This window comes from Streptomyces dysideae, assembly GCF_001514305.1.
Classification (GTDB): Bacteria; Actinomycetota; Actinomycetes; order Streptomycetales; family Streptomycetaceae; genus Streptomyces; species Streptomyces dysideae.
Genome location: NZ_KQ949075.1, coordinates 543,341 through 568,738, shown reverse-complemented (window position 1 = coordinate 568,738; position 25,398 = coordinate 543,341). Strand labels below are relative to the sequence as shown.

24 protein-coding genes are annotated in these 25,398 nt (G+C 71.3%); 11 read left to right on the top strand and 13 right to left on the bottom strand.

Annotated elements, in window-relative coordinates; genetic code table 11:
- Nucleotides 1-59 precede the first annotated feature (59 nt).
- Nucleotides 60-1,316, top strand: a complete 1,257-nt coding sequence (locus tag AQJ91_RS02565) for an MFS transporter (protein ID WP_067015558.1) — start codon at nt 60-62, stop codon at nt 1,314-1,316.
- Here AQJ91_RS02565 and AQJ91_RS02560 read toward each other — a convergent pair.
- Entirely contained in the window at nt 1,253-2,416 is a 1,164-nt protein-coding gene (locus AQJ91_RS02560) for a hypothetical protein (RefSeq protein ID WP_067015555.1), read from the bottom strand. The genes AQJ91_RS02565 and AQJ91_RS02560 overlap by 64 nt on opposite strands.
- A complete protein-coding gene (locus AQJ91_RS02555; protein ID WP_067015552.1) occupies nt 2,413-3,354 on the bottom strand; it encodes a 5-dehydro-4-deoxyglucarate dehydratase in 942 nt (313 codons plus the stop codon). Before AQJ91_RS02555 ends, AQJ91_RS02560 begins: the two co-directional genes overlap by 4 nt.
- Before the next feature lie 229 nt (nt 3,355-3,583).
- On the opposite strand from AQJ91_RS02555, the gene AQJ91_RS02550 reads away from it, so the two are divergent.
- From AQJ91_RS02550 to AQJ91_RS02515, 8 genes are all read left to right on the top strand, one after another.
- Nucleotides 3,584-4,393 carry an NAD-dependent epimerase/dehydratase family protein gene (locus AQJ91_RS02550; RefSeq protein ID WP_067015549.1) on the top strand — a complete coding sequence of 270 codons (810 nt, stop codon included), beginning with the start codon at nt 3,584-3,586 and terminating at the stop codon, nt 4,391-4,393.
- Between the two features lie 335 nt (nt 4,394-4,728).
- Entirely contained in the window at nt 4,729-5,511 is a 783-nt protein-coding gene (locus AQJ91_RS02545) for a DeoR/GlpR family DNA-binding transcription regulator (RefSeq protein ID WP_067015546.1), read from the top strand.
- Between the two features lie 121 nt (nt 5,512-5,632).
- Nucleotides 5,633-7,000 carry an ABC transporter substrate-binding protein gene (locus AQJ91_RS02540; protein ID WP_067015543.1) on the top strand — a complete coding sequence of 456 codons (1,368 nt, stop codon included), beginning with the start codon at nt 5,633-5,635 and terminating at the stop codon, nt 6,998-7,000.
- Complete coding sequence (locus tag AQJ91_RS02535) at nt 6,997-7,944, top strand: carbohydrate ABC transporter permease (RefSeq protein WP_067015540.1); 948 nt, start codon at nt 6,997-6,999, stop codon at nt 7,942-7,944. Before AQJ91_RS02540 ends, AQJ91_RS02535 begins: the two co-directional genes overlap by 4 nt.
- On the top strand, nt 7,944-8,810 hold the full coding sequence (locus AQJ91_RS02530; protein WP_067015537.1) for a carbohydrate ABC transporter permease: 867 nt from the start codon (nt 7,944-7,946) through the stop codon (nt 8,808-8,810). Before AQJ91_RS02535 ends, AQJ91_RS02530 begins: the two co-directional genes overlap by 1 nt.
- The gene (locus tag AQJ91_RS02525; RefSeq protein WP_067015534.1) at nt 8,807-9,796 is read left to right on the top strand and encodes a zinc-dependent alcohol dehydrogenase family protein; all 990 of its coding nucleotides are present in this window, start codon (nt 8,807-8,809) and stop codon (nt 9,794-9,796) included. Before AQJ91_RS02530 ends, AQJ91_RS02525 begins: the two co-directional genes overlap by 4 nt.
- Nucleotides 9,797-10,052: 256 nt before the next feature.
- A complete protein-coding gene (locus AQJ91_RS02520) occupies nt 10,053-10,274 on the top strand; it encodes a hypothetical protein (protein WP_067015531.1) in 222 nt (73 codons plus the stop codon).
- Between the two features lie 64 nt (nt 10,275-10,338).
- Nucleotides 10,339-11,547: a TerD family protein gene (locus AQJ91_RS02515; protein ID WP_107122317.1), complete on the top strand. Its 1,209-nt coding sequence runs from the start codon at nt 10,339-10,341 to the stop codon at nt 11,545-11,547.
- Between the two features lie 381 nt (nt 11,548-11,928).
- On the opposite strand, the gene AQJ91_RS02510 is transcribed toward AQJ91_RS02515, so the two are convergent.
- The 3 genes from AQJ91_RS02510 to AQJ91_RS02500 form a co-directional block, all read right to left on the bottom strand.
- Complete coding sequence (locus tag AQJ91_RS02510) at nt 11,929-12,945, bottom strand: 1-aminocyclopropane-1-carboxylate deaminase (RefSeq protein ID WP_067015525.1); 1,017 nt, start codon at nt 12,943-12,945, stop codon at nt 11,929-11,931.
- 25 nt (nt 12,946-12,970) lie between these two features.
- On the bottom strand, nt 12,971-13,618 hold the full coding sequence (locus AQJ91_RS02505; RefSeq protein WP_067015522.1) for a GntR family transcriptional regulator: 648 nt from the start codon (nt 13,616-13,618) through the stop codon (nt 12,971-12,973).
- 132 nt (nt 13,619-13,750) lie between these two features.
- A complete protein-coding gene (locus AQJ91_RS02500; RefSeq protein WP_067015519.1) occupies nt 13,751-15,178 on the bottom strand; it encodes a hypothetical protein in 1,428 nt (475 codons plus the stop codon).
- Nucleotides 15,179-15,467: 289 nt separating this feature from the next.
- On the opposite strand from AQJ91_RS02500, the gene AQJ91_RS02495 reads away from it, so the two are divergent.
- Nucleotides 15,468-17,297, top strand: coding sequence for an endonuclease/exonuclease/phosphatase family protein (locus tag AQJ91_RS02495; RefSeq protein WP_067015516.1), 1,830 nt, complete (start codon nt 15,468-15,470; stop codon nt 17,295-17,297).
- A gap of 13 nt (nt 17,298-17,310) precedes the next feature.
- Here the strand turns inward: AQJ91_RS02495 and AQJ91_RS02490 are convergent, their stop codons facing one another.
- From AQJ91_RS02490 to AQJ91_RS02460, 7 genes are all read right to left on the bottom strand, one after another.
- Nucleotides 17,311-18,045, bottom strand: coding sequence for an SRPBCC family protein (locus tag AQJ91_RS02490; protein WP_067015513.1), 735 nt, complete (start codon nt 18,043-18,045; stop codon nt 17,311-17,313).
- A 13-nt stretch (nt 18,046-18,058) separates the two neighbouring features.
- Nucleotides 18,059-18,667 (bottom strand): ArsR/SmtB family transcription factor, encoded by a 609-nt coding sequence (locus AQJ91_RS02485; protein WP_067015511.1) that lies wholly within the window; start codon nt 18,665-18,667, stop codon nt 18,059-18,061.
- 53 nt (nt 18,668-18,720) lie between these two features.
- A complete protein-coding gene (locus tag AQJ91_RS02480) occupies nt 18,721-19,404 on the bottom strand; it encodes an antibiotic biosynthesis monooxygenase (RefSeq protein ID WP_067015508.1) in 684 nt (227 codons plus the stop codon).
- A 128-nt stretch (nt 19,405-19,532) separates the two neighbouring features.
- A complete protein-coding gene (locus AQJ91_RS02475; RefSeq protein ID WP_079084636.1) occupies nt 19,533-19,967 on the bottom strand; it encodes a DUF3618 domain-containing protein in 435 nt (144 codons plus the stop codon).
- A 566-nt stretch (nt 19,968-20,533) separates the two neighbouring features.
- Entirely contained in the window at nt 20,534-20,950 is a 417-nt protein-coding gene (locus tag AQJ91_RS02470; RefSeq protein WP_067015505.1) for a phage holin family protein, read from the bottom strand.
- 54 nt (nt 20,951-21,004) lie between these two features.
- Nucleotides 21,005-21,691 carry a hypothetical protein gene (locus AQJ91_RS02465; protein ID WP_067016115.1) on the bottom strand — a complete coding sequence of 229 codons (687 nt, stop codon included), beginning with the start codon at nt 21,689-21,691 and terminating at the stop codon, nt 21,005-21,007.
- A 14-nt stretch (nt 21,692-21,705) separates the two neighbouring features.
- Nucleotides 21,706-23,796, bottom strand: a complete 2,091-nt coding sequence (locus AQJ91_RS02460) for a zinc ribbon domain-containing protein (RefSeq protein WP_067015502.1) — start codon at nt 23,794-23,796, stop codon at nt 21,706-21,708.
- Between the two features lie 272 nt (nt 23,797-24,068).
- On the opposite strand from AQJ91_RS02460, the gene dapA reads away from it, so the two are divergent.
- Nucleotides 24,069-24,971: a 4-hydroxy-tetrahydrodipicolinate synthase gene (gene dapA / locus AQJ91_RS02455; RefSeq protein WP_199847825.1), complete on the top strand. Its 903-nt coding sequence runs from the start codon at nt 24,069-24,071 to the stop codon at nt 24,969-24,971.
- A gap of 105 nt (nt 24,972-25,076) precedes the next feature.
- On the opposite strand, the gene AQJ91_RS02450 is transcribed toward dapA, so the two are convergent.
- Nucleotides 25,077-25,301, bottom strand: coding sequence for a hypothetical protein (locus tag AQJ91_RS02450; protein ID WP_067015496.1), 225 nt, complete (start codon nt 25,299-25,301; stop codon nt 25,077-25,079).
- Nucleotides 25,302-25,398 lie beyond the last annotated feature (97 nt).

Below are 25,398 nucleotides of genomic sequence, written 5' to 3'. Positions count from 1 at the left end.
ATATCTAAGGCACCTGCCCGATCCCGCGCCCCCCCGCCTTAGATCCACGATGACCTGGCATGACGACCACCACGACCACCACGACCACCACCTGGACACTCCTGCGCGTCCTGCGCGACCGCAACGCCGGCCTCTGTCTCGCCGGAGTTGTCGTCTCCGGCTTCGGCACGTCGGCGCTGTGGCTGGCATCCGGCGTCTGGGTCAAGGACCTCACCGGCTCCGACGGCCTGGCCGCGCTGTGCCTGCTCGCGATGTGGGCGCCCACCCTGGCCGGCCCCCTCCTCGGCACGCTCGCCGACCTCCCCCATCGCCGAAAACCGCTGCTGATCGGCGCGAACCTCCTTCTGGCCGCCCTCCTGCTCACCCTCTTCACCGTCGACTCCCCGGGCCGCCTCTGGCTCCTGTTCGCGGTCCTGTTCGTCTACGGCGCCGCGGGCGTCGTCCACGACGCCGCCGAGTCGGCCCTCGTCGCGAACGCCGTCTCCCCCTCCCTGCTCGGCGACTTCAACGGACTGCGCATGACCGCCGCCGAGGGCATGAAACTCCTCGCCCCGCTGGCCGGCGCCGGCGTCTACGCGGCGTACGGCGGCCCGAGCGTGGCCCTGCTCGACGCCGCGACGTTCGTGGTCGCGACCGGCCTGTACGCCTGCCTGCGGGCCCGCGAGAGCAGGCCCCGGCCGCCGAGCGGCAACTGGCGTGCGCAGACCACCGAGGGCGCCCGCCACCTGTGGACGCACCCCCGGCTGCGCCCCCTGGTCCTGTCCGGCGGCACCACCATGCTCTTCGCCGGGCTCAACGGGGCGATGGTCTACGCCTTCATCGACACCCTCGGGCACGCCCCCACGTACGCCGGTGTGCTGTACGCCGTCCAGGGCGCCGGTTCGGTGGCGATCGGGCTGCTCTCGGGGCCCGCGCTGCGTCGTCTCGGCGAACGCCGCTTCGCCGCGTACGGCATCGCCCTCACGGCCGCCGCGGTGGGGCTGCGGGCCGTCCCGTCCGACCCCCTGGCCCTGGTGAGCAGCGCGGCGATCGGCGCGGGCCTGCCCTGTGTCCTGATCGCCGCGCTCACCGCCGTACAGCGCGAGACACCGGACGCGCTGCTCGGCCGTACGGTCGCCACGGCCAACACGCTCGTCTTCGCGCCGAACGTCATCGGGCTGGCCGTGGGGGCGGCACTCGTGGAACTCCTCGACGTACGGCTGCTGTCGGCCGTACTGGGCGCGGTATGGCTGGTGACGACCGCACCGCTGTTTCAGAACCCGGCGAGCGCCTCCCGTACCGCCGCCAAGTCCCCGTCCGACGCCAACCCCGCGTGATAGAGCCGGATCTCCGTGGCCCCCAGCTCACGCGCGCGTGCCGCGTCGGACGCCAGCGTGCCGGGGCTGCCGCCCATCCCGGAGACCACGCCGAAGTTGGCGGCGATGACGGCGCCGTCGCGGCGCTGCCCGGCGAAGGGCGCCAGCAGGCCGGGGCCGCCCGCGCACGGTACGACCACGCCGTCCGCGACGGACAGGATGTGCTCGGGGTCGACGCCCGGGTTGGCGCCGCAGTGGTACGTCACCGGGTCCGCGTGCAGCAGCACCTGGAAGCCCTCGGGAGCCGCCTCGCGGACCGCGCGGACCGCCGTCTCCTGCAAGGTACGGGCGGTTGCGTCGCGCCACGCGCGCGTGGCCGCCGCCTTCGGCCCGCCGAGCAGCTTCTCGACCCCCGTCCAGCCCTCGTCGACGGCCGACCCCTGCCACAGCGGCTCCAGGGCGGCCCGCACGGCGGCGGCCAGCTCGTCGGCGTCCAGACCCTGTTCCGCGTACCCCTCGCGGCACGTCACGCAGAAGCAGAGCGCCATCAGGTACTGCCCGGCATCCCCGAGCCCGACCCCGCCGGTCTTGTCGTGGGCGTGCAGATGCTGGAGCCCGTACCAGCCGAGGGACTCCAGCTCGGTGCCACGCGCTCCGGGCCGTACGGCCGCCTCGGCGGCCAGCTCGACGAGGTACGCGCGCGTGGCGGGCTGCGCGATGCAGGGGGCCCACGGGTAGCGGTCGCCGTAGGCGTTGACGACCGAGGTGTCCGGGTGTTCGGCGCCCAGCCGGGAGTTGTGCGCGAGGACCACCCAGGTGTGCACCTCGAGACCGGCGTCCGTGAGCGCGGCGGCGGCCTCGCCGAAGGCGTCCCCGGGCGCCCAGTCGCCGGCCGGGTACGGGCGCAGCTCACGGCCGTCCCAGCGTCCGTCGGTCGGGTACAGCACGGCCGCGTGCTCGGCGGTGACGATGCGGTGGCGCGGGTGGCGGGGGGTGAGGGCGCGGGTGGAGTGGTAAGCGGCGGCCAGGGTCACCTGCCGCACCCCGAGGGAGGCGATCCTCGCGGGGGCCTCCGGGTCTCCGTTGACGTCCCAGGGGTAGACGAAAGTCGACGCCTTCACCGGTCCTCCTCCAGCAGCGCATACCCGCGCTCGATGATCTGAGCGAGCTGCTTGACATGATCCTCGCTCGGCTCGTGCAGCGGCGGCCGGACTTCGCCCACATCGAGACCGCGCAGCCGTACCCCCGCCTTGACGAGGGCGACCGCATACCCGCGGCCCTGGGCGCGCAGCTCGACGAAGGGCCGGTAGAAGCCGTCCAGGAGCCGGTTCACCGTCGGCGCGTCACCGGACTCCAGCGCGCGGTAGAAGGCGAGCGCGATCTCGGGTGCGAAGCAGAACACGGCGGAGGAGTAGAGGGGGACGCCGATGGCGCGGTAGGCGAGCTGGGTCTGCTCGGCGGTCGGCAGACCGTTGAAGTAGAGGAAGCCGCCGGGGACCTCGGTGCGTACGGCGCTGACGATGCGCTGCATGAGGTCGAGGTCGCCGAGGCCGTCCTTGAGGCCGATGATGCCGTCCGTGCGGGCCAGCTCGACGACGGTCCGCGGGGTGAACACGGCGTTGTCGCGCTGGTAGACGATCACGGGGAGGGCGGTCGCCGCGGCCACCTCCCGGTAGTGCCGCAGCAGTCCCTCCTGCCCGGCGATCACCAGATACGGCGGCATGGCGAGCAGCCCGTCCGCCCCGGCGCCCTCGGCCAGCTTCGCGTACCGCACGGCGAGGGCGGTGCCGTAGCCGGCGCCCGCGACGACCGGCACCCGTCCCGCCGTCTCCTCGACGGCCGCCCGCACGCACGTCTCGAACTCCTCGGGCGTCAGCGCGTGGAACTCCCCGGTGCCGCAGCACGCGAACACGGCGGCGGCCCCGGCCTCCACCCCGCGGCGCACATGCGCGCGGTAGGCGTCGAGGTCGGGGGAGCCGTCGGGGCCGTAGGCGGTGACGGGGAAGAACAGCGGCCCGCTGGGGATGCTGAGGCGAGCGGCGAGGGGGGCAGCGGTCACGGGCTCTCCCTAGAACAGGCGCGTGCATTCTTCTGATCGACGTCTACATTTCTGAACAATGCCACCCTATGAAGCCGCCTCAGAGCCGGTCAAGCGCACAAACCCGCAACTCAGGAGCGGATTTCCCGGCTCCGCGCCACACTTGACGGGGCGGGCCGGCGATCCTTAGCGTGTCCACGAATGTGAATACCGTGCACGCATACGGCCGCCGCCCCAAGGAGAACCGAGGATGCCCGCACCCCGCACCGTTCTGCTCACCGGCGCCGCCGGCGGCCTCGGCACCCTGATGCGGGACCTTCTCCCGGCCTACGGCTACGAGCTGCGCCTGCTCGACCTGCACCCGGTGGAGGACGAGCCGGACGCGATCGTCGCGGACCTCGCCGACAAGACGGCCGTGCGTGAGGCCGTGCGGGGTGTCGACGCGATCATCCACCTGGCGGGCATCTCCCTGGAAGCCTCCTTCGAGAAGATCCTCAGGGCCAACATCGAGGGCACGTACAACCTGTACGAGGCCGCCCACGAGGAGGGCGTCGGACGCGTCGTCTTCGCCTCCTCCAACCACGCAGTCGGCTTCACCCCCCGCCCCCGGGGCGACGCCCCCCTGATCCCCGTCGACACCCCGCGCCGCCCGGACACCTTCTACGGCCTGTCCAAGTCCTTCGGCGAGGACCTCGCGCAGTTCTACTGGGACAAGCACGGCCTGGAGACGGTGTCGGTGCGCATCGGCTCCTGCTTCCCGGAGCCGACCAGCGTGCGCATGCTCTCGCTGTGGATGAGCCCGGCCGACGGCGCCCGCCTCTTCCACGCGGCCCTGACCGCCGAGAACGTCGAGCACACGGTCGTCTACGGCTCCTCCGCGAACACCCGCCTGTGGTGGGACCTGACCACCGCCCGCACCCTCGGCTACGACCCCCAGGACGACTCCGAGCCGTACGCCGAGAAGCTGATCGCCGAGCAGGGCGAGCTCGACCCGGAGAACATCGCGCACGCCTGTCTGGGCGGCCACTTCGTGAGCGACCCGCCGATCTGGCCCTACTGATCCGGCCGACCGGCGGAAACCAGCCGTTACACGACGGAAAACAGGCGTTCGCGGGAGCGGGCGGGCACCGAACGGGCCCGCCCGCTCCCCCATTCGGGCATCCGTGCTGCCCGATCTCACGCCCGGACGTGCGGCCGCGCAGGTCCGAGGCGGGCACGCCCCGCGCCAAACGGGCGCAAACGGGCAGTATCGGATCGACAACAGGCCTGTTCAGCACCTCATCGCCGCTGTAGAACTTCCCCCATGGGCTCCACAGGGCCCGAACGGGCAGCACCGGCTCGAACACGGCGAAGACGATCGAGCCCAGCACCACAGCACGGAAGCAGGTGTCGACGATGACGACGGCGAATTCGGCCAAGACCGCTGAGGACCGCCAGCGGGAGATCGTGCGGGTCGCCCGCGCCACCGGCTCGGTCGACGTCACCGCGCTCGCCACCGAACTGGGCGTGGCCAAGGAGACCGTACGACGGGATCTGCGCGTCCTCGAGGAGCACGGGCTGCTCCGCCGTACGCACGGCGGCGCCTACCCCGTGGAGAGCGCCGGCTTCGAGACGACGCTCGCCTTCCGTGCCACCAGCCACGTCCCCGAGAAGCGCAGGATCGCGACCGCAGCGGCCGAGCTGCTCGGAGACGCCGAGACGGTCTTCGTCGACGAGGGCTTCACCCCGCAGCTCATCGCCGAGGCACTCCCCAGGGACCGGCCGCTGACCGTGGTCACCGCGTCCCTGCCGGTCGCGGGCGCGCTCGCCGAGGCCGAGGGCATCTCGGTACTGCTGCTCGGCGGCCGGGTCCGCACCGGCACCCTGGCGACCGTCGACCACTGGACGACGAAGATGCTCGCCGGCTTCGTCATCGACCTCGCCTTCATCGGCGCCAACGGCATCTCCCGCGAACACGGCCTCACCACCCCCGACCCGGCCGTCAGCGAGGTCAAGGCGCAGGCCATCCGGGCCGCGCGCCGCACGGTGTTCGCGGGCGTGCACACCAAGTTCGGAGCGGTCAGTTTCTGCCGGTTCGCGGAGATCGGCGCACTGGAGGCGATCGTGACGAGCACCCTGCTCCCCGCGGCGGAGGCCCACCGCTACTCCCTGCTCGGGCCCCAGGTCATCCGCGTCTGACGTACGAGCCGCACCCGACACCCCCACACCCGAAGGGCCGGCAAAACCAACTGAACCACCCCGTACGGCACCCCCACCCCAACTCCCGTCCCCTTTACGCCTAATTGTCCAGGAGTACCTCATGCGAACCCAGAGCCGACGCGCGCCACGCGCCTCCCTCGCCGTGGCAGCCGTAGGGACGCTGATCACCTCACTCGCCGCCTGCTCGGGCGCCGGCGGGTCCGGAGCCGGCGGCGGCGACTCCATCAACGTCCTGATGGTGAACAACCCGCAGATGGTCGAGCTGCAGAAGCTCACCGCCGACAACTTCACCAAGGAAACCGGCATCAAGGTCAGCTTCACCGTGCTGCCCGAGAACGACGTCCGCGACAAGATCAGCCAGGACTTCGCCAACCAGGCCGGCCAGTACGACGTCGCCACCCTCAGCAACTACGAGATCCCGATCTACGCCAAGAACGGCTGGCTCCACTCCCTGGACTCCTACGTCAAGAGCGACACCGCCTTCGACCAGGACGACATCCTCACCCCGATGACGCAGGCCCTCACCGCGGAGGACGGCAAGCTCTACGGTGAGCCCTTCTACGGCGAGTCCTCCTTCCTGATGTACCGCAAGGACGTCCTGGAGAAGGCGGGCCTGACCATGCCCGGCAAGCCCACCTGGCAGCAGGTCGCCGACATCGCCGCCAAGGTGGACGAGGCCGAGGCCGACATGAAGGGCATCTGCCTGCGCGGCCTGCCCGGCTGGGGCGAGGTCATGGCCCCGCTGACCACGGTCGTCAACACCTACGGCGGCACCTGGTTCGACAAGGACTGGAAGGCACAGGTGGACTCCAAGGAGTTCAAGGCGGCCACCCGGTTCTACGTCGACCTGGTCCGCAAGCACGGCGAGGCGGGCGCCGCCCAGTCCGGCTACGCCGAGTGCCTGAACAACATGACCCAGGGCAAGACGGCCATGTGGTACGACGCCACAGCCGGCGCCGGCTCCCTGGAGGCGAGCGGCTCCCCGGTCAAGGGCAAGATCGGCTACGTCCCGGCACCGGTCGAGAAGACCGACAGCTCGGGCTGGCTCTACACCTGGGCCTGGGGCGTCCAGAAGGCGTCCAAGAACGCCGAGAACGCCTGGAAGTTCATCTCCTGGGCCTCCGGCAAGGACTACGAGAAGCTCGTCGGCGAGACCATCGGCTGGGCCAACGTGCCCGCCGGCAAGCGGGCCTCGACCTACGACATCCCGGAGTACCGCAAGGAGGCCGGCGCCTTCGCCGACGTCACCCGGGACGCCATCGCGGGCGCCAAGCCCGAGGACCCGGGCGTGCAGCCCCGGCCCGCGCCCGGCATCCAGTTCGTCGGCATCCCCGAGTTCACCGACCTGGGCACCAAGGTCTCCCAGGAGATCAGCTCCGCCATCGCCGGACGGCAGTCCGTGGACAGCGCGCTGAAGAAGGCACAGGAGTTCGCCGAGACCGTAGGAAAGAAGTACGAGGGATCATGACCGTCGCCACTCCCCCCACCCGGGTCGCCGCCGCCGCCAAGCGGCCGGCGGCCCGGCGGCCGAACCGTATGCGCGCCTGGGCCACCCGGGCCCCCCTGCTGCCCGCGCTGATCTTCATGATCCTCGTGACGCAGCTGCCCTTCGTGGCCACCCTGGTGATCTCGTTCTTCGACTGGAACGCGCTCTACCCGGACGACCGCCACTTCGCCGGCTTCGCGAACTACTCGGAGGTGCTGAGCACCCCCGAACTGCGCAAGTCGGTGGGCACGACCGTCCTGCTGACCGTCACGGTCGTCCTCGTCAGCCTGGTGCTGGGCATGGCACTGGCGCTGCTGCTCGACCGGAAGTTCCGGGGCCGGGCCGCCGTGCGCACGATGCTCATCGCCCCCTTCCTGCTGGTGCCGGTCGCGGCCGCGCTGCTGTGGAAGCACGTGCTGTTCAACCCCGAGTACGGCCTCTTCAACGGCGTCCTGCGCTGGATCGGAGGAGACGGGGCGGTCCAGCCGGACTGGATCTCCGAGATGCCGCTGATGGCGGTCGAGGCCTCGCTGATCTGGCAGTGGACGCCGTTCATGACGCTGATCCTGCTCGCCGGACTGCAGAGCCGTGACTCGCAGCTGATCGAGGCGGCCCGCATGGACGGCGCGAACGACTGGCAGATGTTCGTCCACATCACGCTGCCGCACATGCGCCGCTACATCGAACTGAGCGTGCTGCTCGGCTCGATCTACATCGTGCAGAACTTCGACGCGGTGTACACCATCACCTCCGGCGGCCTCGGCACCGCGAACCTGCCGTACACCATCTACCAGACCTTCTACCAGGCGCACGAGAACGGCCTGGCCTCGGCGGCCGGCGTGATCGTCGTCATCGGCTCGCTCATCCTCGCGACCTTCGCCCTGCGCGTCGTGTCGTCCCTGTTCCGCGCGGAGGTGTCCCGCTGATGACCGCCGTCACCACCACCGCCCCCCGGCGCCCCATGCTCCGCGGCCGCTTCCAAGGTGCCGCCCTGGGCATGACCGCCTGGCTGGCCGGCCTCCTGTTCGTGCTGCCCCTCCTCTGGATGGTCCTGACGTCCTTCCACTCCGAGTCGGACGCGGCGACCAACCCACCCTCAATCGCCGCCTCGCTCACCCTGGACAGCTACCGCGGGTTCTTCGGCGTGGACGGCGGCGCCAGCCCCTGGCCCGCGCTGATCAACTCGATGACCGCCTCGGTGGCCTCGACGCTCCTGACCCTGGTCCTCGCGCTGCCGGCCGCGTACGCGCTGTCCATCCGGCCGGTGAAGAAGTGGACCGACGTCATGTTCTTCTTCCTGTCCACCAAGATGCTGCCGCTGGTGGCGGGCCTGCTGCCGATCTACCTCTTCGCGAAGAACACCGGCCTGCTCGACAACGTCTGGGCGCTGGTCATCCTCTACACGGCCATGAACCTGCCGATCGCGGTGTGGATGATGCAGTCCTTCCTCTCCGAGGTACCGGCCGCGATCATCGAGGCCGCGCAGATCGACGGCGCGAAACTGCCGACGATCCTGTGGCGCGTGGTGGCCCCCATCGCCCTGCCCGGCATCGCGGCGACGGCCCTGATCTGCTTCATCTTCAGCTGGAACGAGCTGCTGTTCGCGAGGGTGCTGACCGGCGTGGTGGCCGAGACAGCCCCCGTCTTCCTGACGAGCTTCATCACCAGCCAGGGCCTGTTCCTGGCCAAGGTGTGCGCCGCGTCGCTCGTCATCTCCCTGCCGGTGCTCGCCGCGGGGTTCGCCGCCCAGGACAAACTCGTCCAGGGCCTGTCGTTGGGAGCCGTGAAATGAAGGCCGCCGTCATCGAGTCCGTGGGCCGTGCCGTCGTCAGCGAGGTCCCGGACCCGACGCCGGGCCCCCGCGAGGTCGTCGTCGAGGTCGCGGCATGCGGCATCTGCGGTACGGATCTGCACATCCTGCAGGGCGAGTTCGCGCCGAAGCTGCCGATCGTGCCCGGGCACGAGTTCGCGGGCGCGGTGGTCGGCGTCGGCACCCAGGTCACCGAGCTGACGGTGGGCGACCGGGTGGCGGTGGACCCGTCCCTGTACTGCTACGAGTGCCGGAACTGCCGTACCGGCCACAACAACCTCTGCGAACGCTGGGCGGCGATCGGCGTGACGACGGCGGGCGGTGCCGCGCAGTACGCCGTGGCCCCGGTCGCGAACTGCGCGAAGCTGCCGGAGCACGTCCGCACGCAGGACGCGGCGCTGGTGGAGCCGTTGTCCTGCGCGGTCCGCGGCTACGACGTCCTCAAGTCACGCCTGGGCGCCCATGTCCTGATCTACGGCTCGGGAACGATGGGCCTGATGATGCTGGAGCTGGCCAAGCGGACGGGTGCGGCGAGCGTGGACATCGTGGACGTGAACCCGACCCGCCTCGAAACAGCGCGCCGCCTGGGCGTGTCGGCGTCCGCGGCCCACGCCGACGAGCTGGACCGGCCGCAGGGCTGGGACCTGGTGGTCGACGCGACGGGCAACGCGGCGGCGATCCAGGACGGCCTGGACCGGGTCGCAAAGGCCGGCACCTTCCTCCAGTTCGGGGTGGCGGACTACGCGACGCGCGTGACGATAGACCCGTACCGCATCTACAACCAGGAGATCACCATCACCGGCTCCATGGCTGTCCTGCACAGCTTCGAGCGAGCGGCGGAACTGTTCGCGAACGGAGTCCTGGATCCGGAGATCTTCATCAGCGATCGCATTCCCCTGGACCAGTACCCCCAGGCGCTGGAGCAGTTCGCGGCGGGGGTGGGCCGCAAGATCGTGGTGGTGCCGTAGGCACGGTGACCGTCTTCCAGGGGGCTCCACCACCCCCTGGACCCCCGGCCTATGCCCACCCACCACCCGTTTACGGTCGGGATCATCCAGCCCATCCGGCGATTGAGGACAAGACCCCTTAAGGGCCGGAGCGCGGTCTGGGGCGGCAGCCCCAGCGGGGTCGAAGGGGCGGAGCCCCTGGGGATGGGACGGGTAGGGGCGGCGGGGGCGAAAAATCCCTCCGCCCGCCACACACCCACCCCCTACCATCCCCCCCATGCCCCGCCCCCACGGCTTCACCTACGCCCACCACTCCGACGGCACCGTCACGATCACCCACCACACCCACCCCGCCACCACCCTCCGCGGCCCCCGAGCCACCCGCTTCCTCACAGAGGTGGAATCCGGCGACCCCCAACTGGTCATGGCCCGCTGGACGGGAAACTACAAACGCGGCAACGAACGCACCGCCCGCAACCACCCCCGCAACGCCCGCTGACCCAATTGGCGGCCAGGTAAGGGAACGGTAAAACGGGTTCGCTCGTTCACGGGGCATGACAGCTATGACCCCCGGCTCGAACATCCCCCTCCCCACCGCGCGCGTGACGGTGGACGTCGCCGCCCCGGTGCGGCTAGACGTATCGGGCCTGCTGCTCACCGCCGATGGCAAGGTGCGCTCGGACGACGACTTCATCTTCTACAACCAGCCCGCCGGCCCCGGCGTGACCTACCGCTCGGGCGGCGGCACCGCCCCCGACGCGATCACGGTCGACACCGCCACTCTCCCCCCGGGCATCGAGAAGATCGTCGTCACCGCCAGCCCCGACGCCCCCGGCCAGACCTTCCAGGGCATCGAACCGACGGCGACGATCAGGAACGCGGACGACAACAGCGTCCTGGCCACGTTCACACCCCCGCAGCTCGGCTCCGAGACGGCCCTGGTGATCGTCGAGATCTATCTCCGCAACGGCGCGTGGAAGGCCCGCGCGGTGGGCCAGGGGTACGCCAACGGCCTGGCCGGCATCGCCACTGACTTCGGCGTCACCGTGGAGGAACCGGCCCCGGCCCCGGTCGCCCCGCCCCAGCCCACGATGCAGCCCCCGGTCACCCCGCCGGCCCCGCCCCTCTCCACGCCCACACCCGCCGCTCCCCCGGCACCGCCCGCTCCCCCGGCCGCCCCCGCCCCCGGCGCCGGGAAGATCAACCTCGACAAGGGCCGGGTCAGCCTCCAGAAGAACCAGACGGTCTCCCTCGTCAAGGGCGGCCACCCCCTGCTCTCCCAGGTCAAGATGGGCCTCGGCTGGGAGCCGGCGTTCCGCGGCAAGGACATCGACCTGGACGCCTCGGTGATCGCGTACGGCCCGCAGCGCAACCACATCGACAGCTGCTACTTCGGCAAGCTGCAGATCGTCAACGGCGCCATCCGCCACTCCGGCGACAACCTCACCGGCGAGGGCGGCGGCGACGACGAGGTGATCACCGTCGACCTCGGCCGCCTCCCGCAGGAGGTCACCGGCCTGGTCTTCACGGTCAACTCCTTCTCCGGCCAGAAGTTCACCGAGGTCGCCAAGGCCTACTGCCGCCTCATCGACGCCGGAACCGGCGAGGAACTCGTCCGCTTCGACCTCACCAACGCCGAGGCACAGACCGGCGTGATGATGGCGAAGCTGGTCCGCCAGTTCTCCGGCGAGTGGGACATGACGGCCATGGGCGACTTCGTGAAGTCCCGTACGGTACGGGGCATGGTGAAGCCGGCGGCACAAGCGCTGTAGTCGCCCCGCCGCACCCCCGTCCGACGTCCAGGGCGCCCCCACCCACAGGGGCGCCCGGCGCGTACGACCCCAGCCGCGGCGCCGGCCCCGTGACATCTTCGTCGCCCCCGCCGCCAGGTCCCGCAGGAAGTGCCGCGCCCCCAGCAGGAACACGACGATCAGCGGCACGACGCTCATCAGCGCCCCGGCCATCACAGGCCGCTACCGACCGGCGGTCCATCAACTCCGAGATCCTGCACCTACTGGAGGACGCCCTCGCCACCACAGGTGGCGGACGCCGGATCGCCCGGTGGTGATCCGGCTCCCCCTGCCCCGCTACACGGGAAGCCGGATTCCTCCCCGGCCCGAAAGCCGGCGCGTCCTCCGGTTCATCCTGTGAAGTCAGAACAGCGCGCTGTACGCGTTCAGCGCCGGCTGCCCGCCGAGGTGGGCGTACAGCACGGTGGACTCCCGCCCGATCTCGCCGCGCGAGACCAGGTCGATCATCCCGGCCATCGACTTCCCCTCGTAGACAGGGTCCGTGACCATGCCCTCGGTGCGGGCCGCGAGCCGCATCGCCTCCAGGGTCGTCTCGTCCGGGATGCCGTACGTGCCCGCGTGGTACCGCTCGTCCAGCTCGACATCCGACTCGGTCAACTCCGCCTTGACGCCGATGAGTTGACCGGTGTTGTGGGCGATCCGCGCGATCTGCTCGCGGGTGCGGCCCGGGTTCGCCGACGCGTCGATGCCGAGCACCCGGCGCGGCCGCCCGCCCGCCTCCTCCAGCGCCCGGAACCCGGCGACCATGCCCGCCTGGGTGGACCCGGTCACCGAGCACACCACGACGGTGTCGAAGAAGACCCCCGACTCCCGTTCCTGCTCGGCGACTTCGTACGCCCACCCGGCGAAGCCGAGTCCGCCGAGCGGATGGTCGGAGGCTCCGGCGGGAATGGCGTACGGCTTCCCACCTCCCTCCTCGACCTCCCTGAGCGCCTGCTCCCAGCTCTCCTTGAAGCCGATCCCGAACCCGGCCCGCACCAGCCGTACGTCGGCTCCGGCGAGCCGGCTGACGAGGATGTTGCCGACCTTGTCGTAGACGGAGTCGGGCCACTCCACCCAACTCTCCTGCACCAGTACGCACTTGAGCCCGGCCCGGGCGGCGACGGCGGCGACCTGGCGGGTGTGGTTGGACTGCACGCCGCCGATCGAGACGAGTGTGTCGCAGCCCTTGGCGAGGGCGTCGGCGACCAGGTACTCCAGCTTGCGGGTCTTGTTGCCGCCGTACGCGATCCCGGAGTTGCAGTCCTCGCGCTTGGCCCAGAGGGCGGCGCCGCCGAGGTGGGCGGTCAGGCGCTCCAGGGGGTGGACCGGCGAGGGGCCGAAGAGCAGGGGGTAACGCTCGTACGAGGAAAGGGACACGGGAGCCTCCAGGGTTCTCCGGGCTTCAGGGAACGTCGGCGGCGAGCTCCTCCAGGCCCCGCCAGATCTCCGCGGTGACCCGGACCGCCTCGTCCGTGTCACCGTGCGCGCAGGCCTCGATCAGCCGCTCGTGCAGTCCCGCCGAACGGCAGGCGCCGCCCTCGCCGAAGCGGCGTCGCTCCAGGCGGCGGATGAGCGGGGTGTAGCGGGCGACGGTCGCGGCGGCGGCGCGGTTGCCGCCCACCCGGACCAGCACGTCGTGCAGTTCGTCGTCGGCGTGCAGGGCGCCGTCCACGTCACCGGCACCGACGGCCGCCGCGAACCGCTCGTTGGCGGCACGCATGACGTCCAGGTCGGCGCCGGTCAGCCGGGGCACGGCGACCCGTGTCACGAGCTCGTGCATGGCACCGACCACGGCCGCCGCGTCCCGTACATCCGACGCGACGACCGGCGTCACCCGCGTATAGCTCTGCGGTTTGCTCTCCAGCAGCCCCTCGTCCACGAGCCGCGCGAAGGCCTCCCGCACCGGCGCCCGGGACAGCCCCAGCCGCTCGGCGAGCTCGGCGTCCCGCACCACCGCGCCGGGTTCGATCTCCCCGGCCACGATGGCGTCCCGGATCGATGCGTAGGCGCGGTCCCTGAGGAGGGTGCGGGGTACGGGTCGGATGGCCATGAACTGAAATGTTAGATGTCAATCGCGGCGACAGGCAAGAGCGCCAACGCCGCTGCCGCTTCCGGGCGACTTCGTCCGGCCCGCTTGTGTGAACCCGTCTCAGGCACCTGCCGTGGGTCGCGGGCATGTCTCTCAACCGCCTTGCTGCGAACGCGCCTTGAACGCGGCCTTCCTGGCCTCCTTGGCGATCCGCCTGTCCGGATGCAGCCGGCCCATCGCCTCCAGCACATCCGCGGTGGCGGGATGCTCCACCCGCCACACCGCCGTGAAGAACCCGCTGTGCTGCGCCGCCAGCCCCTGCACCAGCGCCCTCAGCTCCTCCGAGTTGCCCTCGGCCGCGAGCTGCGCGGCCACCGTGTCGATGGTCAGCCAGAAGACCATCGCCTCGGACGGCACCGGTACGTCGGAGAAGCCGTGCTCGGTCAGCCACACCCTGGCCAGCCCGCCCAGCTCCGCGTCGTCGAGGACCTCCCGCAGCGCCGGCTCGGCCTCCGCGCCCACCAGCGACAGGGCCTGCTGGCAGCGCAGCCGCCGCAGCGGCGCACCGGCGTCCAGGCCGCGTGCCGCGGCCAGCAACTCCCGAGCCGCGGCGAGGGGTTCACGGCGGTCCAGCCACTGCTCGGTCTCCGCCTGCGCGGCGGACTGCGGGAAGGTCGCCGTGCCGTCGAGCAGCGCGTCCGCGCCCTTGTCCGCGAGGTCGCCGACCGCGGGCGCCTGGAACCCTGCCTCCAGCAGCCGGGCCCGCAGCCCGTACAGCCCGAGCGGGGTGAGCCGGACCATGCCGTAGCGGGAGACGTCGGTGTCGTCGACGGGCGCGGCGGGCTCCTCGTCGATGTCGGCCATCAGCGCCTCGTCGACCGGCTGGTACTCGACGAGCCCGACCGGCTCCAGCAGCCGGAACTGGTCGTCCAGGCGCATCATCGCGTCGGACACCTGCTCCAGCATGTCGTTGGTGGGCTCGCCCATGTCGCTGGGCACGATCATCGACGCGGCCAGCGCGGGCAGCGGAACGGGGCCGTCGCCGGGGCCGTCCTCGTTGACCGTCAGCAGGTACAGGTTGCCGAGCACCCCGTCGAGGAACTCCGCCTCGGCCTCCGGGTCCCAGTCGAGGGAGGAGAAGTCGACTGCGCCGCCCTCGCCCATGGCATCGCCCAGCCCGTCGATGTCCGGCACGCTCGCGTCGGCGAGGACCGTCTCCAGTGCCGCCAGCCACACCGCGAGCACATCGTGCGGTGAACCGCCGGTGAGCAGGGCCAGATCCTCGCCGGCGGCAACAGTGCCCGCCTCCTCGTCGGTGATCTCGACGAGCCCGGTGTCGACGGCGACCCGCCAGGCCTCGCTCGCGTAGGCGGCGGCCTCGTCGCCGGTCAGCCCGAGGAGCTCGGCGGCGGCCGGAAGTTGCTCGTCGACGAGCCCGCCCCCGGCGTCGACGCGGGTGTCAGGGCCGGCCCAGCGGGCGAGCCGCGCGGCCCGGGAAAGCAGGGGCCTGGACAGCGCGTCCCGCGCCAGCTCCGCTTCGGGATGCAGCCGCACCGGCGGCAGGGGGGAGCTGTCTGACATCGGCTGTTTCTCCTAGAGCGCCATCAGGGCCGTACACGTCACGGCTCAGCCGCTCAGCCTAGACGGATTTCCACCCATGCCGCCCGGTTCATCTCCCCGTCAGCCACCGTACTTGGCTGAAACCTTGACAAGTGGCCTGACCAGGCAGGAGATTACGCGCGTAGAAATGTGTCGGACATCTGTTCACTGTATTTTCTACGCGCGTCGCACCGCCCCACCGGTCGCGGCTCCCACCGTTCCACGCACCACCCTCGTCCCGGCACCCACGCATGTCCCCGGAGGGATCCCGTTGCCGAGCAAGAAGTCCGCGCGTATCGCCGCGCTCACCGTCGCCGCCGTCTGTTCCGCGGCGTCCACCATCGTCCTGACGTCGACCGCGCAGGCCGACACCCTGCGCATCCATGACATCCAGGGCACCACGCGCACATCCCCGTACGCCGGCCAGCAGGTCACAGATGTGGCCGGAATCGTCACCGGCATACGCACCTACGGCTCGTCCCGCGGCTTCTGGATCCAGGATCCGGACGCGGACGCCGACCCGGCCACCAGTGAGGCCATCTTCGTCTACACCAACTCCACCCCGACGGGCGTCGCCGTGGGCGACGCGGTCACGGTGTCGGGCACGATCCAGGAGTACGTCCCAGGTGGCAACTCCACCGGCAACCAGTCGATCACCGAGATCACCAAGCCCACGGTGACCGTCGTCTCCAGCGGCAACGCCGCCCCGGCCGCCGTGGTCATCGACGCCAAGTCCGTACCGGCCGCCTACGCTCCGGCCGGCGACACCGCCGCGAACGGCTCGGTCAACGGCCTGCCGCTGAAGCCTTCGGCGTACGCCCTGGACTACTACGAGTCCTTGGAGCACATGAACGTCCGGGTCGCCGACGCCCGTGTGGTCACCGCCACCGACTCGTTCAACGAGCTGTGGGTCACGGTGAAGCCGCGCGAGAACGCCAACCGGCGCGGTGGCACGGTCTACGGCTCCTACGCGTCCCAGAACACCGGCCGCCTCCAGATCCAGTCCCTCGGCGCGGCCGCCGACTTCCCCAAGGCGAACGTCGGCGACACCCTCGCCGGCACCACCACGGGCCCGCTGGACTACACCCGGTTCGGCGGCTACACCCTGGTCGCGAGCGAGCTCGGCAGCATCAAGGCCGGTGGCCTGCAGCGGGAGACGACCCGCAAGCAGCGCAGCGGTGAGCTGGCGGTGGCGACGTACAACGTCGAGAACCTCGACCCGTCCGACGCCAGCTTCGAAGAGCACGCCACCGCGATCGTGAACAACCTGAAGTCGCCCGACATCCTGTCCCTGGAGGAGATCCAGGACAACAACGGCAGGACGAACGACGGTACGGTCGCCGCCGACCAGACGGTGCGCAAGCTGATCGACGCGATCGTCGCCGCGGGCGGCCCGGCGTACGACTGGCGCTCCGTCGACCCGGTCGACGGCGAGGACGGCGGCCAGCCCGGCGGCAACATCCGCAACGTCTTCCTCTTCAACCCGGAGCGGGTCTCCTTCACGGACCGCGCGGGCGGCGATGCCACGACCGCCGTCGGGGTCACCAAGAAGTACGGCAGGGCGGCGCTGACGGTCTCCCCGGGACGTATCGACCCGGCGAACGAGGCCTGGGAGGACAGCCGCAAGCCGCTGGCCGGCGAGTTCGTGTTCCGCGGCCGCTCGGTCTTCGTGATCGCCAACCACTTCGCCTCCAAGGGCGGCGACCAGGCGCTGCACTCGCAGTACCAGCCGCCGGCCCGCAGCTCGGAGACCCAGCGCCACCTCCAGGCGACCTCGGTGAACGCGTTCGTCAAGGAGATCCTGGCCACCCAGAAGAACGCGGACGTCGTCACGCTCGGCGACATCAACGACTTCGAGTTCTCCGGCACCACCAAGCTGCTGGAGAAGGACGGAGCGCTCTGGTCGGCGATCAAGTCGCTGCCGAAGAGCGAGCGTTACAGCTACGACTACCAGGGCAACAGCCAGGTCCTGGACCAGATCCTGATCAGCCCGTCGATCCGGTGGTCCTGCGACTTCGAGTACGACAGCGTGCACATCAACTCGGAGTTCCACGACCAGATCAGCGACCACGACCCGCAGGTGCTGCGCTTCAAGCCGTAACCGGCAGTGGTCCTCAGGACTGGCTGAACACGCCGTTCAGCCAGTCCTGCCAGGCGGCCTCGCACTCCTTGATGTCGGCGCCCGGCGTGAAGTCGTGCAGGGAGATGCCGACCGGGTAGCCCCAGTGGTTGCGCCCGAAGACGCGGGTGAGGCCCCGGTCCGTGCGCAGCCCGATGAAGTACGCGCTGCGGAAGTCGACCACGGCGTCGAACTCGTCGGGTCCGCTGACCCGCACCCGCGTCCCGGCGGCCACGTCCTCCCCGACACCGAGCGCCCGTCCGACGGCGACGAGGGCGTCCGCGGCCTTCGACGCCTCAGGTCCGTCGAAGGTCGCGAAGGCGGCAGGCCGGGGCGCGAAGTGGGCCAGGTACTCCCGCAGGGTGTGCAGATAGAAGTCGGTGTGCCGGTTCGCGGCGTCGTACTGGTTGTCCCAGTCGTCGACGAGGATGCCGCTGTGCACGTACCGCACCCAGGCGCGGCGGCCCTCGTCGCGTGGCTCGATGGTGTAGTCGAGCTGGTTGAGGGTCTGCTCGGCGATGCCCTCGGCGTCCTCGATGCGGTTGCTGTAACGGTGCGGCGGGTCCCAGGCGGTGACCGTCGAGCCCATCGCGCCCTTGCCGCCCACACGCGGCTCGGGCGGCTCCGACGGCCACAGCCAGCCGCCGGTGGTGTTGGTGAACGCGTCCCACACCTGTTCCGGCGTGGCGTCGACCTCGAACTCCCGGGCGATCTCGAATTCCTTGGACATGGTGGGCTCCTGCTTACTGGCTGTCGAGTTCAGGGTGCTGGGGCTTGACCGTGGGATGGACGGCGACGACGATCCGGTGGTCCCGGCCGCCCTCGGCGTCGGGGGCGTCGTACTTGCCGATCAGCGCGCTCACGCCCGCCGTCAACTCCTGTACGAACGCGGCCCGTTCGGCGGCCGAGGCGAAGCGCACCTCGCCGTCCAGCGCGAACGTGGCGAGCCGCTTGCGGGCCTTCGCCGCGCCGGTGATCAGCGAGCCGACGTCCCGGACGAGCCGGGCGCCGAGCGCGAGCAGCCAGCGGGAGGACAGCTGGTCCCGGAAACGGTCCGGGTCCGGCTGTACGGCGGCCAGCGCGAGCGGCGAGATCACGTACGACGCGGCGGTCGCCTGCATCAGCCGCTCGGTGACGTTGCCCTTGCGGCGCTCCCCGGCCAGCTCGACCAGGCCGTGCCGCTCCAGTGCCTTGAGGTGGTAGTTCACCTTCTGCCGGGGCAGTCCGACCTTGCCGGCCAGCATGGCGGCCGACGCGGGTCCGCCCGCCAGCTCGGCGAGCAGCCGGGCCCTTATGGGGTCCAGCGAGACGGCGGCGGCCTCGGGGTCCTCGATCACGGTCACGTCCAGCATGCGTCCACCCTCTCACCGAAAACTTTTTTTGTCCAGACGAGGTAAGTGTTCGGTCAGTCGGGCACGAGGCCGACCGCGTGGGTGTAGCGGCTGCCGGTGAAGCCCTTGATCCCGGGATACGTCCGCACCCGCTCCCACTCCGCGTCGACGGGCGCGGCGATGGCCTTGTCGTAGGCCTCGTCGGTCTCCCACTCCGCGTAGTTGAGGACGTGGGTGCCGTCGGTGGAGAGGTGGAAGTGGGCGGCGATCAGACCGCGTTCGGCGACCGGGCCGGTGCCGGACCGCAGCACGAGGTCGATCCAGTCGCCGCGCTTCTCGGCCGCATCGGTTTCGAAGTCGACCCGCACGGTCACGATCAGGCCCGGCACACGCTGGTCGCCGGCGGCGCGTGCCGCGCTGCGGTGGTACCGGTAACGGTCGAGTTGGACGCGCTCGACGCCGGGTACGGCGGTGTCGATCTCGTCGTTGCGCTCCTGGCGCTGGGTCTTCCGGAATGCCTCGTAGGCCGGCTCGCTCGCCCACTGGGAGTGATGGAGGAGGGTCGTGCCGTCATGCCCGGTGTAGACGTGGTAGCCGAGGAGGTCACGGACCGGCCAGGGACGGCGTTCCCAGGTGCGCGCGATGGCCTCAACGGTCCGTCGCTGCCGCTCGGAAGTACCGACACGCCAGATACTGAAGAAGGGGGCGCCGGTTTCGGGGCGGGTGAGGTCGGGGTGGGCGTCGGTACGGCGGGTCATGCCGGGCCTCCGGGGGTGGGGGTCGATGCGATGCGCTTGCGTGCTCGCGGGCTTGCGTCGACCACCCTCCGACCTCAACCAAGCTTCAGGTCAAGTGTGGGGTGCGGGTGGGCCGGTGGGCCAATGGCTCAGCCACCCATTGGCCCGGTGGCTCGGTGACTCGGTGCCCTGTGACCGCTGGTCCAGTGGCGCCCGTCGTGCCGACGCCGCAGCACCTCCGTCGCGACCACGGCACCCACCGCCACCCCGGCGACCAGCACCGGACGCGGATGCCGCAGCCCGGCCTGGACGACGGTGCGGACCGGACGCGGCACGCCGTGCTCGACGGTGTGACCGGCGTGGGTCGCCTTGTCGTGCACCGTGTGACCGGCGTTCGCGGCCTTGTCCTGCAGGACGTGACCGGCCTGTGCGGCGCTGCTGCGCAGTTGCACGGTCATCGCACCGGCCTTGTCCCTGAGGTCGGCGGCCCGGGTCTGGGCCCGGCCTTTCAGATCGGCCTTCCGGGCCAACTCCTCGACGGTCTCGCCGAGTTGTCGCCTGGTCTGCGCGAGCTGCTGCCGCAGCTCTTCGGGGCCCTTGGCACCGCCGGCGGCCTTCCCGGCGGCGGTCGCCCCAGCCGCCGTATCGCCCCCGGCGGCCCTGGCGGCCGACGCGGCGCCGGAGACGCCCTCGGCCTCCGCCGGACCAGACTGCGTACCTGGGGCCCCCGCCGCCTCAGACTGCGCGTCCCCGGCACCCGCCGGAGCAGACTTCTTACCTTCGGCCCCCGCCGCCTCAGACTGCGCGCCCCCGCCACCCGCCGAACCGGCCTTCGAGGCGTCGGCCCCAGCCTGGCCTTCAGAGCCAGCCTGCGCAGCCTCAGCTCCCGCCTGGCCCTCCGAACCGGCCCTGGCAGGCTCATCCCCCGCCCGGCCTCCTGAAGAACCACTCTCCGCAGCCTCAGTCTCCGCCCGGCCCCCCGAACGGGCCCCCGCAGCCTCATCCCCCACCCGACCCCCGGCACCAGCCTGCGCAGCCTCAGCACTCGCCTGGCCCGCGAGCCTGGCCTTCGTCGTCTCCTCGTCCGGTATCCCGGCGGAACCAGCCTTCCGAGCCTCGCCGCCGCCCGTCTCCCCCGCTGCCCTGTCCGTCATCGGTGTGCCCTTTCCCTGATCTCCTCGACGTCGGCCCTGACGCTGCCGAGCGTCTCCTCGGGCTTCGCTGGTGCGGCCCGCCGCACCTGGGCGCGGCCCATCGCGGCGAGGACGCCCGCCACCGCGAACAGCACCGCCGTCACGACGAGTGCCGCGGCCCAGACGGGCAGCGTCAGCGAGAGCGCGGCGGTGGCCGTGCCGGCCAGGGCGAGCAGAGCGGCGTAGGCGACGGCGCCCGCGGCGCCCAGCAGCCCGCCGCCGCGTCCGGCACGCCGGCCCTTCTCGGCCAGCTCCTCCTTCGCGAGGGCGACTTCCTGTCGTACGAGCACGGAGAGCTGTTCGGTGGCCTGTCCTACGAGTTCGCCCACCGAGTGGTGCCGTCCGTTCAGCTCGGCGTCCGTGGTCCCGGTCACGGTGCTCCGCCTCCTCTCGGTTTCGGAACACCCGGGTACCCGGCCCGGCCCCGGCTACCCCTTCCGTCCGTCGCCGGGTCCGCGCTCGCCGAGCCGGGTCAGCTGGCTCTCGAACCAGTCGAGGCGGGCCTGCAACAGTGCGGCCTCGGCGGCGAGTTCGGGCACGCCGAGCCCGTCCGCCGCACCGAGATCGGCCACCGGCAGCGCGGCACCACTGCCGGCCACCACCCGCAGCCCGTACCCGGCCAGCCGGGCGAACCCAGCGAGCGAGACGGACGTACGGCCGCGCAGGCAGCCCGCGCAGGAGGGGGCGAGCGCGAGTCGGCCGGGGCGGCCCCAGCCGGCGTCGGCCAGGGCGACCGCCACCGTGCCGCAGGCGCAGTGGCCGACGGTGGCGGTGCGCACGCGCTGGCGGGCGTAGCGGAAGCCGAACTCGAAGCGGAGGTAGCGGCCGAGCACGGTGACCTCGAGCAGCACGGCCGTCCGGTGCTCGGCCGTGCACAGCAGCGCCTCGGCCGCCGTACGGTCGTGCACGCAGTGGAAGCCGCAGTCGCAGCGGCGGTGCGGTGCCCGGTGCCGCAGGCCGTAGACACAGGACGCGTCGGCCAGGACTCCGTACGGCAGCGCGCCGCCCAGCGACACACCGGTGAACCCGGCCCGGGTGCCGTCCTGGGACAGCACCGGGTGGGCGATCTTGTATCCGGTCGGCGGCTCCGTCGGGCGTTCCTCCGGAAGCCGCAGCGTCGCAGATGAGCTTAGGTTTTCCTGGGTGGGGCTGGGTTTTCGGCCCGGCTCCGGCCCTGGGAAGAGGATCTCGGCTCCCCGGATGGCCGTCCCTGTCGTCTGACGGGGGTGGCGTGGGTGTGCAGGTGGAAGCCTGCGCCGAGTCTGGCCCCACGGGGCTGGTGCTGGGTGGGGGTGCTCATCGTGTGCGGTGCCTGCCGCCGTCCGCGCCACTGGGGGTGACGCCTCGGAGACTGGGGCTGCCGCCCCGCCGGACGCTTTCCACCCGGACCCGTAGCAGCGGTGTGTGCTGCGGGGGTTGCGGGTGGGGCGGGGACCCTGCGTCGCTGCCTGGGCACAGGGCGGTTTCTTGTCGGCCCCGTCTTCGTCCGGTCTGCCGTGGCGCGGGGCTGCGGCAGACCGGAGGAGGTGACGGGATCGGGGTGGGAGGTGTGCCGGACCGGCTGGTCCAGTTCCTTGACCGTGCGGCGGATCACGTACGTGCCGCTGCTCCGGTCCAGGACGGTTGTGCGCTGGTGGGTCAGCCCGCGTGCGCCGATCCGCTGCCAGGCGGCCACATCCCGGTCCGCGCTGTACCCGCAGTCCGTATCGGGGCACGTGGCCCATTTCCAGCCGGGCTTGGGGTTGTCGGGGGCGGCGTGGTGGCGGAAGACGCTCAGGCAGCGGGGGCAGTACTTCGAGGTGCCCCGGGCCGGGACGATGACCACCGCGATCCCGTGGGCGGCGGCCTGGTGGCGGGTGTGGGCCACGATTTGCCCGCGTACGGAGGAGGACAGGCGGGTGTTGAGGGTGCGGCCCTTGCCGCGCGCCTCCATGTCCCGCAGATCCTCCAGATAGATCACCGTGGCCCCGGCGGCGCGGGCGGTCTCGACCATGAAGCGGGCGGCGGCCTTGGCCAGCTGCTCATTCAGTTTCGTCCGCCGCCTGCTGACCGCCGCGTGCTCGGCCTGAAGGACCGCCAGCTTCGCTGTGGTGAGCGGCTCGGGCCACTGCCCGGCCATGGTGCGGCCGTCGAGGAGGGCTTGCAGATGGACCGTCTTGGTCCACAGCTGTTCGCCGAGGAGGCGGAGGCGGTCGGCCTTGGCCAGCACCCCGTCCGGGCGGAAGAAGACCGGGTGCCCGTCGGTGAGGACGGTGGGCTGGGCTCCGCCGGTCAGGGTCAGGGTGCCGCCGGTGAGCAGGGTGTTCAGGCCGTAGTCGAAGGCCACCGCCCGGGTGTGCCCGCCCGCTCGGGTCGTGGGGGCGGCGCTGGTGAACGCGACATCCAGCCGGAGCCGACCGCTACGCAGGCGCAGCGTGGGCGCGTGCAGGGCAGCGCCCAGCGGGATGGTCGGGGGCAGCCGGAAGCGGATCACGGCCGGGTGCCAGTCCGCGCGGGTGCGCGGATCGGGGCGCACCGGCAGCCGCACATTCAGCACCCCATAGCGGGCGGGGTCGTCGGGGCAGCGGGTCAGGGTGCACAGCTGCTTGTCGGCGGCGGCCAGCACCACCTGCCGCCCACCGGACGGAGCTGACTCCAGCGCGCAGACATCCACCGGCAGATGCCCGTACGCCACGTGGAAGGCGACCACCTGCCGGGTCCGGGCACGCAGCACCGAAGCCGCCACCGCCTGCCCGTCCGGACACGCCGCCCGCAACGCCGCCCACTCGGTTTCGGTGCGCCGCATGGGATCGGCATCCGGCCCCGTGGGCCAGGTGGCCAGGACCGCATCGGTGATCTCACTGCGCCACCAGGCCGACCGCAGCGCCCGCCCGGCCTGCTCCTCGGCCACCCTGCACACCCGGTCCGGCACATAAAGTCCCTCCGGCACACTCGCACCCCAGCCCAGCGTGCGCACCGCCATCCACGCATTCGACGGCAGCCGGGCACCCGACCGGTCCCTCCCAGAGGCGAGTCGCGCGAGGTCGGGCCGATTCCAGTGCGCCGCGGTCACCTCGGTGCACAGCGTCTCGACCAGGGACGTCAGCCAGCCCACCCGCCCCGCCAGCGCCTCGGCGCCCAGCACCTCGCCGGTGACCGTGTCCAGGCCCCTGAACGCGGACGCCGAGGCACACGCGAGGCGCTCCGTCTCCCCCTCAGCCAGCTGGATCTTCCGCCGCACCGTCCACCTCCCGCCCGATTGCGACCTGTTGTCCGATCATCGGACTCACCTACACAACGCACCCCACCCGCGAAGGTCACGCAGCAATCGAAAACAGCCCGAGCAGACCGAAAGAAGCACAGCAACACCCAGGAAAACCAGGCAAACCGATCCACTGTTGGCAACCCTCATCGGGCGGCCGGGACCTTCACCCTCATCACACAGCATCCCTTACCAATATCTCGTAGCAGAATTAAGTGGAGCTTCACGGTCGTCGTGCCGAGACTGCTCCTATGACCTACCTCGGCTCCTCCGCCCCGCCCTTCGGCCGCGCGCTCTGCGCCATGATCACGCCTTTCACCGAGGCGGGCGCGCTCGATCTCGACGGTGCGCAGCGGCTTGCCGTGCGGCTGGTGGCGGGCGGGTGCGACGGGCTGGTGCTGTCCGGTACGACGGGTGAGTCGCCGACCACCTCGGACGCCGAGAAGGCGGCGCTCGTCGCGGCGGTCCGGGAGGCGGTGGGCGACCGGGTGACGGTCGTGGCGGGGGTGGGCACCTTCGACACCCGGCACACCGTCGAGCTGGCGCTGGCGGCCGAGAAGGCGGGTGCGGACGGGCTGCTGGTGGTCTCGCCCTACTACAGCAAGCCCCCGCAGGACGCGCTGGAGGCGCACTTCCGGGAGGTCGCCGACGCCTGCGGGCTGCCGCTCGCGCTGTACGACATCCCGGGCCGCACCGGCACCCGCATCGAGCCGGACACCATCGTCCGGCTTGCCGAGCATCCACGGATCGTCGCGGTGAAGGACTGCTCCTACGACTTCCTCGCCGCCCAGAAGGTGCTGTCCCGCACGGAGCTGGCGTACTACGCGGGCTGCGACGAGCACAATCTCGCGCTGTACGCGGTGGGCGGGGCGGGGTACATCAGCACGGTCGCGAACGTCGTCCCGGCGCAGCTCCGGGCGGTTCTCGACGTGTTCGACGCGGGCGGCACGGCGGAAGCGGTCCGGCGGCAGCAACGTGCCACGCCGCTCATCGAGTCGATGATGTCGGCCGGTCTGCCCGGCACGGTCACCGTCAAGGCGGTACTCAATGAACTCGGCCTGCCCGCAGGCCCGGTCCGCGCACCCCTGCGGCCCGCCGACCGTGAGGCGATCGACGGGCTGCTGGTGGCGTACGAGCGGCTGCCGGCCGTCTGATCACCTCACCGCTGGGCGAAGACCGGCTCCGGGAGCCGAAAGGGCCGGGGCCGTACCGCGTTCGCGTGCGGTACGGCCCCGGCCCCGCGCTGTACCCGGTGCCGATCAGCCCCAGCGGTACCCGTCGCCGAGGAGCAGGAAGTGCTCCAGCACATCCTCCATCGGGTCATCTACCTGCCCCACGTTGACCAGCCCGATGCGGGGGCCGTTGTGCGAGGCCGTGTTGGTCTCGTCGGCGTGGGCGGTGCCGGCCGGCAGCCAGCAGGCCGCCGCCACCGTGACCACTCCCGTCAGACAGCGCACCACGCCTCGCGCCCGCTCGTTCCTCATGCCCAGGTCCCTCGTTTCGTCGGTTCGGCGTCTGATCGGACTGAAGCGTCCACCCGTTCATCTGCCAAAACCACCGCGAGGTCACGCTGGGTAACCC

What these genes read in the sequence shown, in the direction of transcription:
- AQJ91_RS02500 (WP_067015519.1), bottom strand. Translation starts at nt 15,178, where the DNA reads ATGTCAGACAGCTCCCCCCTGCCGCCGGTGCGGCTGCATCCCGAAGCG.
- AQJ91_RS02450 (WP_067015496.1), bottom strand. Translation starts at nt 25,301, where the DNA reads ATGAGGAACGAGCGGGCGCGAGGCGTGGTGCGCTGTCTGACGGGAGTG.
- AQJ91_RS02530 (WP_067015537.1), top strand. Translation starts at nt 7,944, where the DNA reads ATGACCGCCGTCACCACCACCGCCCCCCGGCGCCCCATGCTCCGCGGC.
- AQJ91_RS02545 (WP_067015546.1), top strand. Translation starts at nt 4,729, where the DNA reads ATGACGACGGCGAATTCGGCCAAGACCGCTGAGGACCGCCAGCGGGAG.
- AQJ91_RS02485 (WP_067015511.1), bottom strand. Translation starts at nt 18,667, where the DNA reads ATGCTGGACGTGACCGTGATCGAGGACCCCGAGGCCGCCGCCGTCTCG.
- AQJ91_RS02515 (WP_107122317.1), top strand. Translation starts at nt 10,339, where the DNA reads ATGACCCCCGGCTCGAACATCCCCCTCCCCACCGCGCGCGTGACGGTG.
- AQJ91_RS02535 (WP_067015540.1), top strand. Translation starts at nt 6,997, where the DNA reads ATGACCGTCGCCACTCCCCCCACCCGGGTCGCCGCCGCCGCCAAGCGG.
- AQJ91_RS02520 (WP_067015531.1), top strand. Translation starts at nt 10,053, where the DNA reads ATGCCCCGCCCCCACGGCTTCACCTACGCCCACCACTCCGACGGCACC.
- AQJ91_RS02505 (WP_067015522.1), bottom strand. Translation starts at nt 13,618, where the DNA reads ATGGCCATCCGACCCGTACCCCGCACCCTCCTCAGGGACCGCGCCTAC.
- AQJ91_RS02565 (WP_067015558.1), top strand. Translation starts at nt 60, where the DNA reads ATGACGACCACCACGACCACCACGACCACCACCTGGACACTCCTGCGC.
- AQJ91_RS02540 (WP_067015543.1), top strand. Translation starts at nt 5,633, where the DNA reads ATGCGAACCCAGAGCCGACGCGCGCCACGCGCCTCCCTCGCCGTGGCA.
- AQJ91_RS02480 (WP_067015508.1), bottom strand. Translation starts at nt 19,404, where the DNA reads ATGACCCGCCGTACCGACGCCCACCCCGACCTCACCCGCCCCGAAACC.
- AQJ91_RS02525 (WP_067015534.1), top strand. Translation starts at nt 8,807, where the DNA reads ATGAAGGCCGCCGTCATCGAGTCCGTGGGCCGTGCCGTCGTCAGCGAG.
- AQJ91_RS02550 (WP_067015549.1), top strand. Translation starts at nt 3,584, where the DNA reads ATGCCCGCACCCCGCACCGTTCTGCTCACCGGCGCCGCCGGCGGCCTC.
- AQJ91_RS02490 (WP_067015513.1), bottom strand. Translation starts at nt 18,045, where the DNA reads ATGTCCAAGGAATTCGAGATCGCCCGGGAGTTCGAGGTCGACGCCACG.
- dapA (WP_199847825.1), top strand. Translation starts at nt 24,069, where the DNA reads ATGACCTACCTCGGCTCCTCCGCCCCGCCCTTCGGCCGCGCGCTCTGC.